Source organism: Pseudomonas sp. AP3_22 TE3818, assembly GCF_053628995.1.
On the sequence record NZ_JBRJHL010000001.1, the window covers coordinates 3,393,944 to 3,409,815 of the forward strand.

General features: G+C 59.0%; 14 protein-coding genes and 1 pseudogene. 13 read left to right on the plus strand and 2 right to left on the minus strand.

Going from position 1 to position 15,872, the window contains the following annotated elements; all coding sequences use genetic code 11:
• The first annotated feature begins 7 nt into the window (after positions 1–7).
• The 10 genes from AB7M25_RS15275 to AB7M25_RS15320 all read left to right on the plus strand — a co-directional run bounded on the left by AB7M25_RS15275 (position 8) and on the right by AB7M25_RS15320 (position 12,592).
• Positions 8–1,396 carry an amidohydrolase family protein gene (locus AB7M25_RS15275; protein ID WP_429389666.1) on the plus strand — a complete coding sequence of 463 codons (1,389 nt, stop codon included), beginning with the start codon at positions 8–10 and terminating at the stop codon, positions 1,394–1,396.
• A gap of 82 nt (positions 1,397–1,478) precedes the next feature.
• On the plus strand, positions 1,479–2,624 hold the full coding sequence (locus tag AB7M25_RS15280; protein ID WP_454237560.1) for an XdhC family protein: 1,146 nt from the start codon (positions 1,479–1,481) through the stop codon (positions 2,622–2,624).
• Between the two features lie 570 nt (positions 2,625–3,194).
• Positions 3,195–3,572, plus strand: a complete 378-nt coding sequence (locus AB7M25_RS15285) for a Rho termination factor N-terminal domain-containing protein (RefSeq protein WP_429389669.1) — start codon at positions 3,195–3,197, stop codon at positions 3,570–3,572.
• Positions 3,573–3,844: 272 nt separating this feature from the next.
• Positions 3,845–4,702: an SDR family oxidoreductase gene (locus tag AB7M25_RS15290; protein ID WP_429561371.1), complete on the plus strand. Its 858-nt coding sequence runs from the start codon at positions 3,845–3,847 to the stop codon at positions 4,700–4,702.
• Positions 4,703–5,233: 531 nt separating this feature from the next.
• Positions 5,234–5,986, plus strand: a complete 753-nt coding sequence (gene hutC / locus AB7M25_RS15295) for a histidine utilization repressor (protein WP_046038586.1) — start codon at positions 5,234–5,236, stop codon at positions 5,984–5,986.
• Between the two features lie 391 nt (positions 5,987–6,377).
• Positions 6,378–8,057, plus strand: coding sequence for a urocanate hydratase (gene hutU / locus AB7M25_RS15300; protein WP_454237561.1), 1,680 nt, complete (start codon positions 6,378–6,380; stop codon positions 8,055–8,057).
• A 112-nt stretch (positions 8,058–8,169) separates the two neighbouring features.
• Complete coding sequence (locus tag AB7M25_RS15305; RefSeq protein WP_454237562.1) at positions 8,170–9,249, plus strand: CaiB/BaiF CoA transferase family protein; 1,080 nt, start codon at positions 8,170–8,172, stop codon at positions 9,247–9,249.
• The gene (locus AB7M25_RS15310; protein ID WP_429385183.1) at positions 9,239–10,381 is read left to right on the plus strand and encodes an acyl-CoA dehydrogenase family protein; all 1,143 of its coding nucleotides are present in this window, start codon (positions 9,239–9,241) and stop codon (positions 10,379–10,381) included. The genes AB7M25_RS15305 and AB7M25_RS15310 overlap by 11 nt, the downstream gene beginning before the upstream one ends.
• A 95-nt stretch (positions 10,382–10,476) precedes the next feature.
• Positions 10,477–11,904: a purine-cytosine permease family protein gene (locus AB7M25_RS15315; RefSeq protein ID WP_429385185.1), complete on the plus strand. Its 1,428-nt coding sequence runs from the start codon at positions 10,477–10,479 to the stop codon at positions 11,902–11,904.
• Between the two features lie 73 nt (positions 11,905–11,977).
• A complete protein-coding gene (locus tag AB7M25_RS15320) occupies positions 11,978–12,592 on the plus strand; it encodes a TetR/AcrR family transcriptional regulator (RefSeq protein ID WP_429385186.1) in 615 nt (204 codons plus the stop codon).
• Positions 12,593–12,656: 64 nt separating this feature from the next.
• On the opposite strand, the gene AB7M25_RS15325 is transcribed toward AB7M25_RS15320, so the two are convergent.
• Positions 12,657–13,139, minus strand: coding sequence for a GNAT family N-acetyltransferase (locus AB7M25_RS15325; RefSeq protein ID WP_429385188.1), 483 nt, complete (start codon positions 13,137–13,139; stop codon positions 12,657–12,659).
• A gap of 159 nt (positions 13,140–13,298) precedes the next feature.
• Between AB7M25_RS15325 and AB7M25_RS15330 the strand changes: the two are divergent.
• The 3 genes and pseudogenes from AB7M25_RS15330 to AB7M25_RS15340 all read left to right on the plus strand — a co-directional run.
• A pseudogene (locus tag AB7M25_RS15330) lies at positions 13,299–13,424 on the plus strand (hypothetical protein); the annotation flags it as partial.
• 111 nt (positions 13,425–13,535) lie between these two features.
• A complete protein-coding gene (locus AB7M25_RS15335; protein WP_429385190.1) occupies positions 13,536–13,967 on the plus strand; it encodes a hypothetical protein in 432 nt (143 codons plus the stop codon).
• 115 nt (positions 13,968–14,082) lie between these two features.
• Entirely contained in the window at positions 14,083–14,523 is a 441-nt protein-coding gene (locus tag AB7M25_RS15340) for a hypothetical protein (RefSeq protein WP_454238387.1), read from the plus strand.
• 42 nt (positions 14,524–14,565) lie between these two features.
• On the opposite strand, the gene AB7M25_RS15345 is transcribed toward AB7M25_RS15340, so the two are convergent.
• Complete coding sequence (locus AB7M25_RS15345) at positions 14,566–15,354, minus strand: enoyl-CoA hydratase/isomerase family protein (protein ID WP_429518206.1); 789 nt, start codon at positions 15,352–15,354, stop codon at positions 14,566–14,568.
• Between the last annotated feature and the right edge of the window lie 518 nt (positions 15,355–15,872).

Consider the following 15,872-nt stretch of genomic DNA (forward strand, 5'->3'; position numbering starts at 1 on the left):
GCCGACCATGACTCAACTGCAAAACATCCTGATCAAGAACCCGTTGGCGGTCATGACCGGCCTGCGCGGCCCACGGGCCCGGGCCGGTGCCGTGGATATCCGCATCGTCAACAGTCGGATTGCCGAAATGGCCCCGGGCCTTGAAGCACAACCCGGTGAACGGGTGATCGATGCGCGCCACTCGGTGGTGTATCCAGGCTGGATCAACACCCACCATCACCTGTTCCAGAACCTGCTCAAAGCCGTGCCCGAAGGTCTGAACCAGGACCTGCAAGGCTGGCTGGCCAGCGTGCCCTACCCGCGCCTCAATCGCTTCACCCCCCAACTGGCGCGCATCGCCGCACGATTGGGTATGGCCGAGTTGCTGTTGTCAGGGGTGACGACCTGCGCCGATCACCACTACCTCTACCATGCCAACGGCACCACCGAGACCGGTGACCTGCTGTTCGACATGGCCGAGGAATTCGGCCTGCGTTTCGTGCTGTGCCGGGGCGGCGCGCTGGAGTCGGCCAGCGCCCATCCGGGGTTCTCGAAAACCGCGCTGCAACCGGAAACCCTGGACCAGATGGTCGGTGACATCGAACGACTGAAATCCCGTTATCACCAGGACACCCCGGACGCCTTGCGCCGGGTGGTCGTCGCGCCGACCACACCGACATTTTCCCTGCCGCCGACGCTGCTGCGGGAACTGGCCCACACCGCCCGGGGCCTCGGCTTGCGCCTGCACACGCACCTGTCGGAAACCCTGAACTACGTCAACTTCTGCCGCGAGAAATACAACTGCCTGCCGGTGGAGTTCGTCGCCGAACACGAATGGCTCGGCCCGGACGTGTGGTTCGCCCACGCGGTGCACCTGCAACCGGGTGAAATCCGCATGCTTGCACAAACCGGCACCGGTATTTCCCACTGCCCGGTGAGCAATGCGCGCCTCGGCAGCGGCGTGGCGCCGGTACCGCAGATGTTCGAGGCCGGGGTGCCGATTTCCCTCGGCGTCGACGGTGTGGCGTCCAACGAATCCGGGAGCATGGTTGGCGAGGTAAACACGGCGTGGCTGATACACCGCGCGGAGCAAGGCGCCTCGGCCACCACCGCCGAAGATGTCATTCACTGGGGCACGGCGGGTGGCGCACAGGTGTTGGGGTTGGGTGCGGTCGGCACACTTGAGATCGGTCAGGCGGCGGACCTGGTGATCTATGGCCTCGACCATCCGCGCTACTTCGGCTTCCACGACATTGCCGTGGCGCCCGTGGTAGCGGGCGAGCCGATCAGGGTGAAGTACAGCCTGGTCGGTGGCCGGGTGGTGGTCGATAACGGTGTGATTCCGGGGCTGGATATGCAGCGGATGCGGGCCGAGGCGTGGGACGGGGTCCGGCAGTTGATGAGTGTGGACGACTGACCGTCCTGCCACACCTTTACTCCTGTGGGAGTGAGCAAGCTCGCTCCCACAGGGATCTCCATGATGCTCAGGATTTACTGCCATGTCCGGCCTCAATGATCTTCTACAAGCCATCGACTTCGCCGCCCAGGCCGGCGAAGAAATCATCCTCGCCACCGTGGTCAAGGTCGAAGGCTCGGCCTATCGCCGATCCGGCGCGCGCATGCTCATTCCTCTGCACGGTCGCACCATCGGCACCGTCAGCGGCGGTTGCCTGGAGCAGGACCTGGCGAAAAAAGCCTGGTGGCTGACCGATTCCGGCGAACCCGTGGTGCGCCGCTACAGCACGGGCGCCACCGAGGACGAAGACGATGAGCAAAGCTCGTTGACCTTCGGTTTGGGATGCAACGGCACGGTGTTCGTCTTGCTCGAACGCCTGCGCGCAAAACCCTCATCACCCGTTATCGAACTGTTGCGCCGGGTGCGCGACAGCCAACAGCCGGCCGCCATGGCCACGGTGATTGGCACGTCTCGCAATGCCTCGGCGCGGGTCGGAGACCGTCTGCTGTCCGACACCGATGGAACCCTGCGCAATCTGCCGCTGAAAATTGCGATTCGCCACGATCTGCGCAAAACACTGGCGCAGAAAAAATCATCGATACGCCTCTACACCGACGCCCGTGGCGAAGTCGAAGTGTTCTTCGAATACATCGCGCCGCCACCGCGCCTGGTGATCTTCGGTGCCGGCCACGACGCGCAGCCGCTGGTACGCATGGCCAAACTGCTGAACTGGCATGTCAGTGTCATCGACAGTCGCAGCCACTTCGCCCGCCCCGAACGCTTCCCCCAGGCCGATGCCGTAATCTTTGCCAGCCTCGACAACCCGTTCGACCTACACCCCCTGACCGATGGCGCCGCCGTCACCGTGATGACCCACAGCTATCGCCAGGACCTGCATTGGCTCGGGCAACTGTTGCAGACCTCTCCCGCCTACCTCGGCCAGCTCGGTCCGAAGGAGCGTACGCAGCGCTTGCTTGCGGAGATCGGTCAGGGCACGTGCGCCCTGCATTTCCCCATGGGCCTGGACCTGGGTGGCGATGCTCCGGAGAACGTGGCGCTGTCGATACTGGCGGAGATGACGGCGGTGATGAATCAGCGTCAGGGCGGGATGCTCAGGCATCGACGCAAGCCGATTCATCAGGCGGATTTGCAGGTCAGTGAACATCTGCACGGTCGGGTAGTCGTTTGACTATTGCACGTTCAACAACACCTCCAGCCCCGCCAACTTGTTCGGTTAGCGCATGATGAAGATCCGGCTCACCCGCCTTTCCAACGCTGTAGTCAGTACGATTCGGTAGAACAGCCTTCCCTGCGAGTCGTTCATTGAAGGCGATATATGGCTAGACCGACGAGTATTGAAGGGGCTGGTACCGGCGCTTATGGCGATGCTGAAGCAGGACACCAGGCTACAGGTCAAGCTTGGCGAGTTGCCGGAAGCGGCCGTTGAGCAGTTGTAGACCCACTCCAGCGAAAAAAAATCAAACCTTTGGCTCCGCCTCGGGCTCCACCCTATAGCGACACTGACGTCGTGCGACCTCCGGAGTGAGCCTATGAATTCCCTATTGCTAAAGCAGATCGGCCTGTCCCTCGCCCGGGGAATGGCTGCGGCGCCAGCAATCGCGGCGTCTTCACCCGTGGCAGCCGATGCCTAAATCATCACCCATTACTACGCTACGGCGGACCTGGCCCATACCCGTGCCGACTGCGAGCGTAGTGATGGCACCTGGAAAATCCAATCAATCGAGGGAGGTCAACCATCATGCCGCGTGGAGACAAAGACAAGTACACCGACAAGCAGAAGCGCAAGGCCGAGCATATCGAAAAGAGCTACGAGGCCAAGGGCGTTTCCAAAGATGAGTCCGAGGCGCGCGCCTGGGCCACAGTCAACAAGCAGTCCGGCGGCGGCGAGCGCAAGGGCGGCTCTGGGCACAAGACCAGCGAGACAGCCAAGAAGAAAGCCCGGAAGTCTTCTGGCAAACGTGCCGCCGCCACTCGCAAGGGGGGGCTGCGGTCGAGTCAGCAACTGGAAGACATGACCAAGTCCGAACTCATGGAGCGGGCACGCAAGCATCACATCGCGGGGCGCTCGACCATGCGCAAAGGTGAGCTTGTCGAAGCATTGCACAAGGCCGGCTGAGCCTGAAAGGGAGGCCGTCGCGTCCAGGGAAGGATTGTCCTTCTCTGGTCAAAACTTCAACCAGATGCGATCAGGGACGGTTTCCCGCCCCCTCGAGAAAAGGTCGAGCAGATCATGTTCACCATCGTCGAGCGCGACGGCGATATCTCGTTCATTCCCGGGCAATGGCTCCGTATGCCCGTTCGTCGCCGTGTAAGAGTATCCGTTCCAACACTTGGGCATCGCTGCTTTCGAACAAAGTATGTGCGTTTCCCATTCGAGGAGCTTGTGCCATGCGCAATTACCCCACTCCACCTTTTCCCTCCCAACCTCAGCAGATCCCCGGCTCGCAACGCAGGATGGAGCCCCACCCGGACTGCGGCGAACAAAGTTATACGGGCCATGGCCGACTGGCCGGCAAGATCGCCTTGATCACTGGCGCGGACAGTGGCATCGGACGCGCTGTAGCCATTGCCTACGCCCGTGAGGGGGCGGATGTCGCTATCGCCTACCTTGATGAGCATGAAGATGCCGAGGAAACCGCCCGCTGGGTCGAAGCAGCCGGGCAACAGTACTTGTTGCTTTCCGGTGATCTTGCGCAGAAGCAGCACTGTTATGACCTGGTGGACAAGACCGTCGCTCACTTCGGCCGGATCGACATCCTGGTAAACAATGCGGCATTCCAAATGGCCCATGAGACGCTGGAAGAGATCAACGATGACGAGTGGCTCAAGACCTTCGATGTGAACATTACCGCGATCTTTCGGCTCTGCCAGCGCGCGCTCCCCTCAATGCCTGAAGGCAGTTCGATCATCAACACCAGCTCAGTCAATTCCGATGACCCCTCGCCCAAGCTTCTTCCCTATGCCACGACCAAAGGCGCCATCGCCAACTTCACCGCAGGGCTGGCCCAATTGCTGGGAAAAAAAGGAATTCGGGTCAACTGCGTGGCACCTGGTCCCATATGGACACCGCTGATTCCATCGAGCATGCCCGACGAGGCGGTCCGCCACTTCGGTTCAGGTTACCCGTTCGGTCGGCCCGGGCAACCGGTGGAGGTGGCGCCGATCTTCGTATTGCTGGGTTCCGATGAAGCCAGCTACATCTCCGGATCGCGGTATGCCGTAACTGGAGGCAAGCCCATTCTTTGAGTGAAGATACCAGCTATCCCAACGATACTGTCCTCCGCGAGGGACACCTTTGGGTCGTTTGCAGCCCTTCGCGACGGGCAGCTTTCGGCCCAGGCTGTGTGAAAACGTTTAGAGCAAACTTGACAGTCAGAATCGGAGCAAGAATCGCTTTCCTACGTAAATTTTCGGTCTGCTGACCAACCAACGATCGGCAGATTTTACGTAGCAACGCAGACTTCAAAACCGTGAATGCGTTTTCACACAGCCTGTGCCAAAAGCGGCCCCTCACGTTCCACATGAACCCCTGTTACGACCGGGTTAACCGCGCTTGCTCAGAGCCGCGTACAGCTTGAGTTAATTGCCCATCACCCCGCCTCAACCTGGTTGGACTTCCGGGCTTCCAGTATTGGCGGCAGGCCGCTCTCAAGCGGTTATTCAGAACAGCGCTGCCTTACCCCGTCGATGCATTGCCTGCATAGGCGTATCCTTGGCTGCAGAGTAAACTTCGCTCCAGGCCTATCGGAGCAATTCATTTTTATATTGGGAATTATTGTGTCCAAACCTATTGAGGATAATGCATCCCTCGAGCCCTTTTCGCTCGAAAGCCCCTCCCCGCTTTATGCACGGGTCAAGCAAATCATCATGCAGAAGATTCGCTCCGGTGCGTGGCTGCCCAATTCCAAACTGCCCTCTGAAAGTGAACTGCTGAATTTGCTCGGCGTGAGTCGCATGACCATCAACCGGGCGCTGCGAGAACTGACCATTGAGGGTTCGCTGGTGCGCATGCAGGGTGTAGGCACTTTTGTAGCCGAACCAAAAGGCCATGCGGCGCTCTTCGAGATCCACAACATTGCGGAAGAGATTGCGGCCCGTGGTCATGAGCATCGCTGTGAAGTGGTCGTGCTTGAAGAGATGCCTGAACGGGCGCGAGCTTCGATGCCCTTTCCCCTCGAGGGGGTCAAGCGCTTGTTCCATTCGGTTGTCGTGCATCACGAAAATGATGTGCCGGTGCAAATCGAAGAGCGCTTTGTCAATGCCGAGGTCGCACCCGCCTATCTGCAGCAGGACTTTACCAAGGTCACGCCTTACGCTTATCTGATTCAACTGGCCCCGCTGACCGAAGGCGAGCACGTGGTCGAGTCGATTCACGCCAAATCTGCCGAGTGCAAGCTTCTGCAAATCAATCGCTATGAACCGTGCCTGCTGATTCGCCGTCGTACATGGGCGGCAATGGGTCAAGTGGGTTGCGCACGCTTGGTTTACCCAGGTTCGCGCTATCGCCTCGAAGGCAAGTTCGGCAACTGACTCACAGGTCGAGCGGCCCCCGCCTGCCGCTCGATAGACATATCGCCCTAGCCATCCCTCTGAAGCTGTTACCCGTGCCAACCCAATTGGCAGAATGGTGACACTCCTCAAGCCGACGGCGAAAAAATGTTACATAACGCACAACTGTCGTGACTACCAATCGAAAATTTGCAACAACATTTTCGTCCATCCCGCCCCGCTCTGAAATTTCGAATAGATATTAACTATTTGATTTTAAACAATATCATTTAATTTCTAAATTTCATTCGGCTTTCATCAGGCGCATTTGGCCTCTCACTTGCATTCACTTGTACATACAGGTTGGTATAAGTGCATACAGACATTGTAAGCGTGACTACCACCCCGTTCACCCCTGAATGAGGAGATAACCATGACCACCAAGTCCACTCGCCTGCGTGATGTCGAAATCCGCGCTGCCCGCGGTAACAAGCTGACCGCCAAGAGCTGGCTGACCGAAGCGCCGCTGCGCATGCTGATGAACAACCTCGACCCGGAAGTCGCCGAGAACCCTAAGGAACTGGTGGTTTACGGTGGTATCGGTCGCGCTGCCCGTAACTGGGAGTGCTACGACAAGATCGTCGAAAGCCTGACCCACCTCAACGAAGATGAAACCCTGCTGGTGCAATCCGGCAAGCCGGTCGGCGTGTTCAAGACCCACGCCAACGCCCCCCGCGTGCTGATCGCCAACTCCAACCTGGTGCCGCACTGGGCGAGCTGGGAACACTTCAACGAACTCGACGCCAAAGGCCTGGCCATGTACGGCCAGATGACCGCCGGCAGCTGGATCTACATCGGCAGCCAGGGCATCGTCCAGGGCACCTACGAAACCTTCGTCGAAGCCGGTCGCCAGCACTACAACGACAACCTCAAGGGCAAGTGGGTCCTGACCGCAGGTCTGGGCGGCATGGGCGGTGCCCAGCCTCTGGCGGCAACCCTGGCCGGTGCCTGCTCGCTGAACATCGAATGCCAGCAGGTCAGCATCGATTTCCGTCTGAAAAGCCGCTATGTCGATGAGCAAGCCAAAGACCTCGACGACGCGCTGGCGCGTATCGACAAGTACACCAAAGAAGGCAAGGCGATCTCCATCGCGCTGCTGGGTAACGCCGCTGAAATCCTGCCGGAACTGGTCAAGCGTGGCGTGCGCCCGGACATGGTCACCGACCAGACCAGCGCCCACGACCCGCTCAACGGTTACCTGCCGGCCGGCTGGACCTGGGACCAGTACCGCGCTCGCGCCAAGACTGAACCTGCCGCTGTGATCAAGGCCGCCAAGCAATCGATGGCCGTGCACGTCAAGGCGATGCTGGACTTCCAGAAAATGGGCGTGCCGACCTTCGACTACGGCAACAACATCCGTCAGATGGCCCAGGAAGAAGGCGTGGAAAACGCGTTCGACTTCCCAGGCTTCGTACCGGCCTACATCCGTCCGCTGTTCTGCCGCGGTATCGGCCCGTTCCGTTGGGCTGCGCTGTCGGGCAACGCTGAAGACATCTACAAGACCGACGCTAAAGTCAAAGAGCTGATCCCGGACGACGCCCACCTGCACAACTGGCTGGACATGGCGCGCGAGCGCATCAGCTTCCAGGGCCTGCCGGCACGTATCTGCTGGGTTGGCCTGGGCCTGCGCGCCAAGCTGGGCCTGGCGTTCAACGAAATGGTGCGTAGCGGCGAGCTGTCCGCGCCAATCGTGATCGGCCGCGACCACCTGGACTCCGGTTCGGTGTCGAGCCCGAACCGCGAAACCGAATCGATGCAAGACGGTTCCGACGCCGTGTCCGACTGGCCGCTGCTCAACGCCCTGCTCAACACCGCGAGTGGCGCGACCTGGGTGTCCCTGCACCACGGCGGTGGCGTCGGCATGGGCTTCTCCCAGCACTCGGGCATGGTGATCGTCTGCGACGGTACGGACGAAGCGGCCGAGCGTATCGCTCGCGTGCTGCACAACGACCCGGCCACTGGCGTTATGCGTCACGCCGATGCCGGTTACCAGATCGCCATCGACTGTGCCAAGGAACAAGGCCTCAACCTACCGATGATCGGCAACGTCTAAACCCCGGAATCGAGGAGCCTGCACCATGAGCAGCAGTCCGTTTACCCAGCAACTCCAAGGCATTCGTGTGCTTGATCTGAGCCGCGTTTTGGCCGGTCCGCATTGCACGGCCATGCTCGCCGACCTGGGCGCCGACGTCATTAAATTCGAAGTCCCTGACCACGGCGATGACAGCCGTCACCTGGGCCCCTTCAAGGATGGCGAGAGTGTCTATTTCGGCCTGATCAATCGCGGAAAGCGCAGTGTCGAAATGGACTTCAAGTCCACTGCTGATCGTGCCCGGCTATATGAGCTGGTCCGTGACGCAGACGTCGTCGTGGAAAACTTTCGTCCCGGCGTGACACGTCGCCTGGGTATCGACTTCGACACCCTCAAGCAATACAACCCCAAGCTGATCTACGCGAGCATTTCGGGTTTCGGCCAGCATGGTCCGCTGTCGGCTAACCCGGCCTATGACATCGTCGCCCAGGCAATGTCGGGGCTAATGAGCGTCACAGGTTTTGCAGAGACAGGCCCTACACGCAGTGGCGAAGCCATCGGTGATCTTTGCGCCGGTGTTTATGCGGCCTGGGCCATCAGCTCCGCGCTATTCGCTCGCGAACGGCATGCACCCGGCGCCCAGTACATCGACGTCGCCATGTTCGATGTGTTGTTCAGCCTGCAAATGACCGGCCTGTCGAATCTCCTCGCCAATGGTGTTGCGCCTGGGCTGGTGGGCAACCGCCATCCGGTTTCGACACCCTTTGATACTTACCGCGCCGCCAACGGTCAAGTGGTCATCGCCGTGGCGAGCAACAAGCTCTTCCAACGGTTATGCGAATGCCTGGGCAAGCCAGCACTTGGCAGCGACCCCCGCTTTGCCGATGACCCGCAACGCACACTCAACGAGCCGGCGCTACGCGCTGAAATCGAAGTCTGGACGCAGCAAATAAGCGTTGAGCAGGTCTGCGACATCCTGCTCGAGGCGGGCGTGCCGTCTTCCCCGGTGTGGAACCTCGCCCAGGCCGCCAGCAGCGAGCAGGCCCAAGTACGACAGTTGCTGATTCACCCCGAAGGCTCCGCGCAACCGCTGGTACCGCAACCTGTTTTCTTCAATGGCCGCAAACCCCACGCAGTCACTCACGCCCCACGCCTCGGCGCCGACAACCATGCTTTCGGACTGAACAAACAGGAGCTTTCCCATGAATTTTGAATTAGATCAGGTCGAATTGGCCGTTGTCGAAACCGCTGAAAAACTTGCTCGCGAGGTGATCCAGCCGCGCGCCCAGCATTACGACGAAACCGAGACATTCTGTGCCGAAAGCCTGCAGGCGTTGGCCGAGCTGGGTGGCATGGGTATCAATTTGCCCGAAGAGTACGGCGGACTGGGCATTGGCAGCCTGGCCATGAGCCGCGTCGTTGAAGCCGTGGCTGGCGCCTGCGCCTCCACTGCATCGGCGTTGACTGCGCATTTTCTGGCAACCGATTCGATTCTGATCGGCGGTACCGAAGAGCAGAAACACGAGTGGCTACCTCGCGCAGCGAGCGGTGAATTACTCGGCGCCTTCGCGCTGACGGAGCCGGCAGCAGGCTCCAACCCGGCCGACATGCGCTGCCGTGCGCAGCGTGAAGATGGCGGTTGGCGGGTGCGCGGCAGTAAGCACTACATCACCAATGCCCGCGAAGCAGGCTTCATTGTGCTCTATGCCAAGACCGACGCCGAAGCCGGCCACAAGGGCATCAGTGCCTTCATGATTCCCCAGGGAACGGTAGGGGTCAGCTTCTCCAGCCCGGAAAAAACCATGGGACTGCGTGGCAGCACGATCTATGAGCTGGCCCTGGACTGCTGGTTGCCCGAATCGGCATTGCTGGGCATCGAAGGTGCCGGCTTCAACACGGCAATGGCGGTGCTGGACCGGGGTCGCGTTGAAGTGGCGGCCATGTCCTTGGGGATTGCCAATGCCGCCTTGCAAGCGAGCTTGAACTGGGTCCGCGAACGGCAGATCGGCCCCAAGCCGCTTGCCGCCTACCAAGGCACACAGTGGCGTCTCGCCGACATGTATGCACAGCTGGAAGGTGCCCGCATGCTGACCTGGAAAGCCGCCGCCCGCCGCGACAGCGGTGAACGCTTCAGTCTGGACTCGGCCACCGCCAAACTGGTCGCCGCCGAATGCGCCGGTTTCATCACCGATGCAGCGCTCCAGCTCCATGGCGGTTATGGCTACATCCGCGACCTTCCACTGGAACGCTACGTACGCGACGCACGGATCCTGCGCATTTTCGAAGGCACGTCCGAAGTGCAGAAAATCATCATTTCGCGAAGCTTGCTCGACGCCCAGCGCTGATCGAGCGAAAAACCGGGCCTGTTTAACAGGCCCTCCCCTGAGTCACTCCCCCACGAGAAGGCTGTCGTACGGTACGACGCCCGAGAGGAACTGCCATGTCCGCCACCAAAGAAAGTGCGCAGCGCAAGACGTATATAGAACGGCGATCCATCGATTACATACCTGAGTCCGAGCGCCATGGCCGGCTGCTCAGTCAGTTCACCCTGTGGTTCGGCGCCAACCTTCAAGTCACTGCGATCGTCACTGGCGCACTGGCTGTCGTATTGGGCGGCGATGTGTTCTGGTCGCTGATTGGCTTGTTGATCGGGCAACTGTTGGGGGGCGCAATCATGGCGCTGCACGCCGCTCAGGGCCCCCAGTTGGGCCTGCCGCAGATGATCTCCAGTCGCGTGCAATTCGGCGTCTACGGCGCCGTTATCCCTATCGTCCTGGTCTGCCTGATGTACGTGGGCTTTTCTGCCAGCGGCTCGGTGCTTGCGGGCCAGGCCATCAGTCAACTGGTCAATGTCAGTGACGCCGCTGGCATCCTGATTTTCGCGGTGATGATCATTGTGCTCACAGTGCTGGGCTATCGGACTATCCATTTGATCGGACGCCTGTCGAGCCTAATTGGCGTGGTGTCTTTCTTCTACTTGTTCTACCGCTTGCTGTCGGCTCATGACATCAGCGAGCTGCTTGGAAATCGACACTTTTCACTGGCCAGTTTTCTCTTGGCAATATCACTCTCGGCTTCCTGGCAGATCGCATTCGGCCCCTATGTCGCTGACTATTCGCGCTATCTGCCGAGAAAGACTTCAGCCTGGAAAACTTTTTTTGCTGTAGGCCTGGGCTCAGTGATCGGCACTCAAATTTCCATGGTCTTCGGTGTATTCGTAGCCGCCTTGGCAGGTGATCAGTTTGCCGGCCACGAGGTGTCCTACATCGTCGGCATGGGGGCCAGCGGCGTCGTCGCGTCACTGCTGTTTTTCAGTATCGTGTTCGGGAAGGTGACCATTACCACGCTCAACGCCTACGGTAGTTTCATGTCTCTGGCTACCATCATCAGCGGTTTCAGAGGCAACCAGGAAATTTCCAAAACCGTGCGGTTGATCTACATCCTGGTCATGGTCGGATTCGCCACAGCGCTGGCGCTGTTGGGGAGGCATTCGTTCCTTCATGACTTCTCAGCGTTCATCCTGTTCCTGCTGGCCTTTTTCACGCCCTGGAGCGCCATCAACCTAGTTGACTTTTATCTGGTGACCAAGGAGCGCTATGACATCCCTGCACTCTCCAATCCGAATGGTCGATACGGACGCTGGAATGTCACCGGCATAGCAGTCTACGCCCTCGGCGTAGTGATTCAGATGCCCTTCATTGCCACCAGTTTCTACACCGGCCCCTTGGTTGAAACCTTGGGTGGGACGGACATTTCGTGGTTGATCGGCCTAACCGTACCCGCCCTCATTTACTACTGGGTGGCGCGTAACTCGACGCAACGGATTCCCGCGCAGCTGATTCTTCCGGAAGAAGCCAATCCAGCCTGATAACACACTCATGGCAGGGCGGTCGAGCAGGACCGCCACTGCACTTCTCTCAACGCAGAGCGCCTGACCTCCTATGCTTGCCGTAAACACACCGAAGCGCCCCGCCCCGAGTGCCCGCGACCGCCTGCTCGATGTTGCACTGGAACTCTTTGCAACGCGCGGCTACCAGGCCATCGGCCTGCGTGACCTGGCTGGCCAGTTGGGGCTGCATGCCGGCTCGCTGTACAACCATATCGAGAACAAACAAAGCCTGTTGTTCGAACTGATCGAAGGCGCGGTCTCCGACCTGTTGGCCGGTACCAAGCGCCGCATGCGGGGAGCCCGGACGCACCGCGACCGTCTCCAGCGCTTTGTGCACGCATTTGTGGTGTTCAACCTGACCGAGAAACATCGGCTAATGCTGGTGACACGAGAGTTCGTCAACCTCAGCGATGAGCAACAACAGGAGATCAATCAGCTGAAGAGCAACTACGCCACCCTGCTGAAGGCCATCGTTTCCGCCGAGTGTGGCGAAACTGGCTGCATCAGTGACCGCACAGGCCTGATCACAGAGGCCGTCATCGGCATGCTCTACGGACAGTCCCTCTGGCAAAGCATTGAAGTCCCGGAACAAAAACTCACGGATGCCCTGACTCACTTTGCCCTGGGCATCATTGCCTGCAGCAGAGACTCAGCGCTCAAGGCATAAGCACTATGTACCCGTTACGACATACGAGTGTGTCAAAACATACGTCGAGGTGCATCCTATCCAGCTAGCAAGCCGGGCCAATCGCCGGAACACTCTGACGAACATAATAATTGTCGAATTCACTGCTTTCGATGAATTGGAAGCCATGGCGGGTATAAAAGCGATTCGAAGCGCTTTCTTTGAGAGCACCAACTTTAATAGGGAGCGCAGCCGCATCCGCCTCTTTGAAAATCTGAGTGAGAACAGCAGACCCTACACCTGATCCTTGCGCGGTCGGTCTCACATACAAGTGGTCGAGCAAGAGTTCCTTGTGGTGATGCTTGACCACTACAAAACCAACCCTCTCTCCAGATACCTCGATGTAGCGTGTGTTGCGAGCTTCAAAACCGCTAAGAAACCGCTCGCGCGCGCGCACTGGATCAAATCGCCCAACACGCTCCAGACTTTCGCGCATGGCCTCAATTCGAATGGCTACAAGATTATCCAAGTCGCTTTGTTGAGCTAGGATCAAAATGATTGGGGAATTTTGATTGGCTGTGACGGGCATATTTGGCGCTCCAACTACCATCCTGGGAGGCCAGTATAGAGAGCCTGATATGTGGTTCCCAGTTTGGCTTCACCATCGAACTCAGACATCCATCTCAAACATGAATGAAGGGCTGTCTCTGTACTATTATTTTTGCGTATTCATATACAGGGGAAGCCAGTGAAACGCTTCATTCAAGGTGAACGTCGAGGTCAAAGTACCTTACTTTCCGAGAGCCTCGACGACTACGTGAGCGATACCAATCCGGTGCGCGTAGTCGACGTCTTCGTTGACGAACTCGACCTAATACACGACCAAGACAGTCCTGGGTTATCCAGCACTGTATTACCCTCTGATCTATAGTCACTGGGGCGGCCACCGGACTTGGCCAAATGCGAACCGCCAGGAGCGCGCGACTTGATCACTCGACTACAAATACTCAAGTTGATCCAGATAGCTATTGCACTGCCCGCCTATACCGTCCCTTCAACCACGACGATCGTCTTGATTCTCTTTTTCGTAATAAATCTGCCGATCACTCTGCTCACTTCAAGGCCCATGACAGGTTGGGAAGGGAGTCTACTGTGGCTCACTCTGTTACTGTTCTCGCAATGGGCATGCTGGAGCATTTTTGCTGACGTGCTGGAAGATATCCCCCCTGTGCGACACTTCACGTTGCTTTTGCTTGGGGTGCTTTTGACGCTGCTGTTAGGCGCGATTGTGTGGATCAAATTTCATACAAGCCTCATTGGAGTTATGTGCGGTTTACAGGGGGGCGCAGCCAGTGTGTTGTTGATCATCAATTTGGTCCGTAAAAAGGTCCAAACCAGAAGTGTGCCCGCTGATTGAGAAGTGAATTGCCCTTGATTCTGTAGACACAACTGACAGGCCGCTTCGTCGGCAGCTTTTCTGTAGCGCCTGTACTGTCCCCCTGCACAGCCTGTCGCTTGCCCTTGAAAACCGGATGTTGTCAGAAAAAAAAGAAACGCTCCCTTCCCAGTCACTTGCGATCCGAATCTCATATGCGCCTGCCCGAAACATCCAACGGGCTGGGTTACCAGAACCTGCTCTCGATGATTTTCCAATTGATGGCGTTCCGGGACGACAGGCTGAAAAAGTACAAAATACCGAGGAGCAAACCGACGCCGGGGTCGAGCCAATCCAGCGGGTACTGATTGAAGAGCCTGAAGTTCACCTTCACCTCAGGACGCAACATGCTGATTTGCCGACGCAGTCAGGTACCCGTCAAACGGAAAGCAAAACAGGAAACCAACAACCCTGCCCTGCGCAACTGGGTCAAGGCCCAGAAGGTTGGGCACGATGTCGAAAAGTCCCAGCAGATAGTGATCGGGTCGAAGCGCAGTTCGACATCAAGCCGGAACGCCTCATTGGCGACACCGCTTAGGGTGCAGCGCCGATGCTGGCCTGGATGGTGGAGGAAAGCCGCTTATCGACCAGTGAATTGCGGCGTCCGCTTGTCGATAAAGGATTGCACCCCCTCGGCTGCATCGGCGCTTTGCGCGCACGCCAGTAACGCGGCAGCCTCCAGGTCCAGGTGCGTGATGACGTCATGCGCCGCTGCGCTATCGCACAGGCGCTTGATCCGCCCCAATGCTTTGCTGGCACCGCCGGCGAGGCGCTGTGACAGGCGCTCGGCTGCTGCCGACAGGTCGTCCGGGGGGTGCAGTTCATCGAACAGGCCCAGGGCCTGACACGCCTGTGCGGGTACACACTCGTTGAGCATCAGGATTCGCTTGGCGGCGGCCGCACCTGCACGCCTGCTCAAGTAATAGGAGGCGCCAAGGTCCGGGGTAAAGCCGATGGCCGAGTAACCGCCGCGCAGCTTGGTGCTGTCACTGGCAAGAACAAAATCGGCACAACAGGCAAAGGCGATTCCGGCGCCCCCCAGATTTCCATGCACCACGCTGATCAGGGGGGCCGAGAGGTTTGCCAGGCGACTCATGGCCGGATTGAGCATGTCCAGTATGGCGCCGATGTGCTCGACAAGTCGGCCACGGTTCTCGACGAACTCGGCAATGTCGCCGCCAGCGCAGAACAACGGCCCGCGCGCATCCAGCACGACCACTCGCGGTTGCGCCAATGCGATCTGCTCGACCGCGTGTTGCCACGCCTCGCTGAGCGCGAGGTTGACCGCATTACCCTGCTCGGGACGATTGAGCGTTAGGTGGCCGATGCCGTCCTCGACACGATAGAGAACCAAAGACTCAGGGTGCATTTTGTGAACTCCAATAGGATGGCATGAGTAAAGTGCGGACGCGTTTCAATCCACGCGCTGGTATGCCCGCAAGCGGGCGTGCTTATGCGAACGGATGTCGCGGAGCCAGGCCAATTCACGGCCACCATAAAGCCCCCAGCCCTCGCCGGTTAATACCGGCGAACACTCGCAACAGCTCTGCGTGCAAGCCGGCGTTGATGGCGCTCATCACCTCAAGGCGATTCAAGCGCAATTTCAGCGCACCGCGATTGAGGTCGAATATGTGTGTTTGGCCAGACGAAGTCGGCCATATCGAAAAGGCTACGGCAACGGTGAGACCAGCTCCCCCACTCCCGGGGAGTGGTTGTTGAGGGGGCACAGCGACAGGTATTCGTGAAGCCTGGCATAGGCAGCATGGCGCCCCGCTTGCGTTGATGCCAATTCTCAGCGCACACCCCACCCCCTTACCACTCCGCAGGGGCGGGTCCGCCCCTGGCACGCGATACGTATCTTGGCCACGTGAGCCGGCCCTGCCGCCT

Coding starts and splice junctions, on each gene's coding strand:
- AB7M25_RS15325 (WP_429385188.1), bottom strand. CDS start 13,139: ATGCCCGTCACAGCCAATCAAAATTCCCCAATCATTTTGATCCTAGCT.
- AB7M25_RS15280 (WP_454237560.1), top strand. CDS start 1,479: ATGTCCGGCCTCAATGATCTTCTACAAGCCATCGACTTCGCCGCCCAG.
- AB7M25_RS15285 (WP_429389669.1), top strand. CDS start 3,195: ATGCCGCGTGGAGACAAAGACAAGTACACCGACAAGCAGAAGCGCAAG.
- AB7M25_RS15290 (WP_429561371.1), top strand. CDS start 3,845: ATGCGCAATTACCCCACTCCACCTTTTCCCTCCCAACCTCAGCAGATC.
- AB7M25_RS15320 (WP_429385186.1), top strand. CDS start 11,978: ATGCTTGCCGTAAACACACCGAAGCGCCCCGCCCCGAGTGCCCGCGAC.
- AB7M25_RS15305 (WP_454237562.1), top strand. CDS start 8,170: ATGCTCGCCGACCTGGGCGCCGACGTCATTAAATTCGAAGTCCCTGAC.
- AB7M25_RS15275 (WP_429389666.1), top strand. CDS start 8: ATGACTCAACTGCAAAACATCCTGATCAAGAACCCGTTGGCGGTCATG.
- AB7M25_RS15345 (WP_429518206.1), bottom strand. CDS start 15,354: ATGCACCCTGAGTCTTTGGTTCTCTATCGTGTCGAGGACGGCATCGGC.
- AB7M25_RS15340 (WP_454238387.1), top strand. CDS start 14,083: ATGTTGTCAGAAAAAAAAGAAACGCTCCCTTCCCAGTCACTTGCGATC.
- AB7M25_RS15315 (WP_429385185.1), top strand. CDS start 10,477: ATGTCCGCCACCAAAGAAAGTGCGCAGCGCAAGACGTATATAGAACGG.
- AB7M25_RS15310 (WP_429385183.1), top strand. CDS start 9,239: ATGAATTTTGAATTAGATCAGGTCGAATTGGCCGTTGTCGAAACCGCT.
- hutU (WP_454237561.1), top strand. CDS start 6,378: ATGACCACCAAGTCCACTCGCCTGCGTGATGTCGAAATCCGCGCTGCC.